Origin of the sequence: Microbulbifer okhotskensis (assembly GCF_023895975.1) — a bacterium.
In the GTDB taxonomy this organism is placed as follows: Bacteria; Pseudomonadota; Gammaproteobacteria; order Pseudomonadales; family Cellvibrionaceae; genus Microbulbifer; species Microbulbifer okhotskensis.
The window spans coordinates 1-569 of sequence record NZ_JALBWM010000361.1; the positions used below are offsets into that span (position 1 = coordinate 1).

Here is a 569-nt window from a genome sequence, read left to right on the forward strand (position 1 = left end):
CTGTAATTATCTTGTCTAAAGTTTCACTATCCCAGCCGGCTTTTTTCCGAAGCCTTTTAATGCTCATATCTTTTCTAAAACTGGGCTTTGCCGCTTGTAACTGATTTAGTGCGGAATGCCTCAAGATCGCCATGTTCTCTGGTGCGTTACCTGACCTAAAGCGACTATCATCCTCACGGAACACTACATCTAAAATCCAGTGTAGCGAGTTTTCAACACCCCAATGAGATCGAATAATCTGATTTAGTTCTGCTGAGCGGGGCTCTAAACTACTTATATAGTAGCGTGTTTCGCAACTGGTGTGCCCAGCTACAGATCGCTTCGCTTGGACTGCGACAACACTTCTAAGACCGTGCCATTGCTCTTTACCTTCGAGCCAATCAATACTGCTAGTAGAGAGACATTTTCTGGATTCTATTCGGCCTCGGCTCACTTCTTCTACACAATCAGTGTCGACGTGCTTGTGGTGCTGCATATCGAATAAATTATTAAAATGTGCAGCAATTTGCCGGTGGAGCTTGTCTTGGTTGCCCTTCACAGCGATTGCATAGTCACCGCCTCGTTCAATG

At 45.2% G+C, this 569-nt stretch carries 1 pseudogene; it reads right to left on the minus strand.

Annotation, left to right across the window (positions count from 1 at the left end):
• Positions 1 to 93 precede the first annotated feature (93 nt).
• A pseudogene (locus MO867_RS22510) lies at positions 94 to 538 on the minus strand (ISAs1 family transposase); the annotation flags it as partial.
• Positions 539 to 569 lie beyond the last annotated feature (31 nt).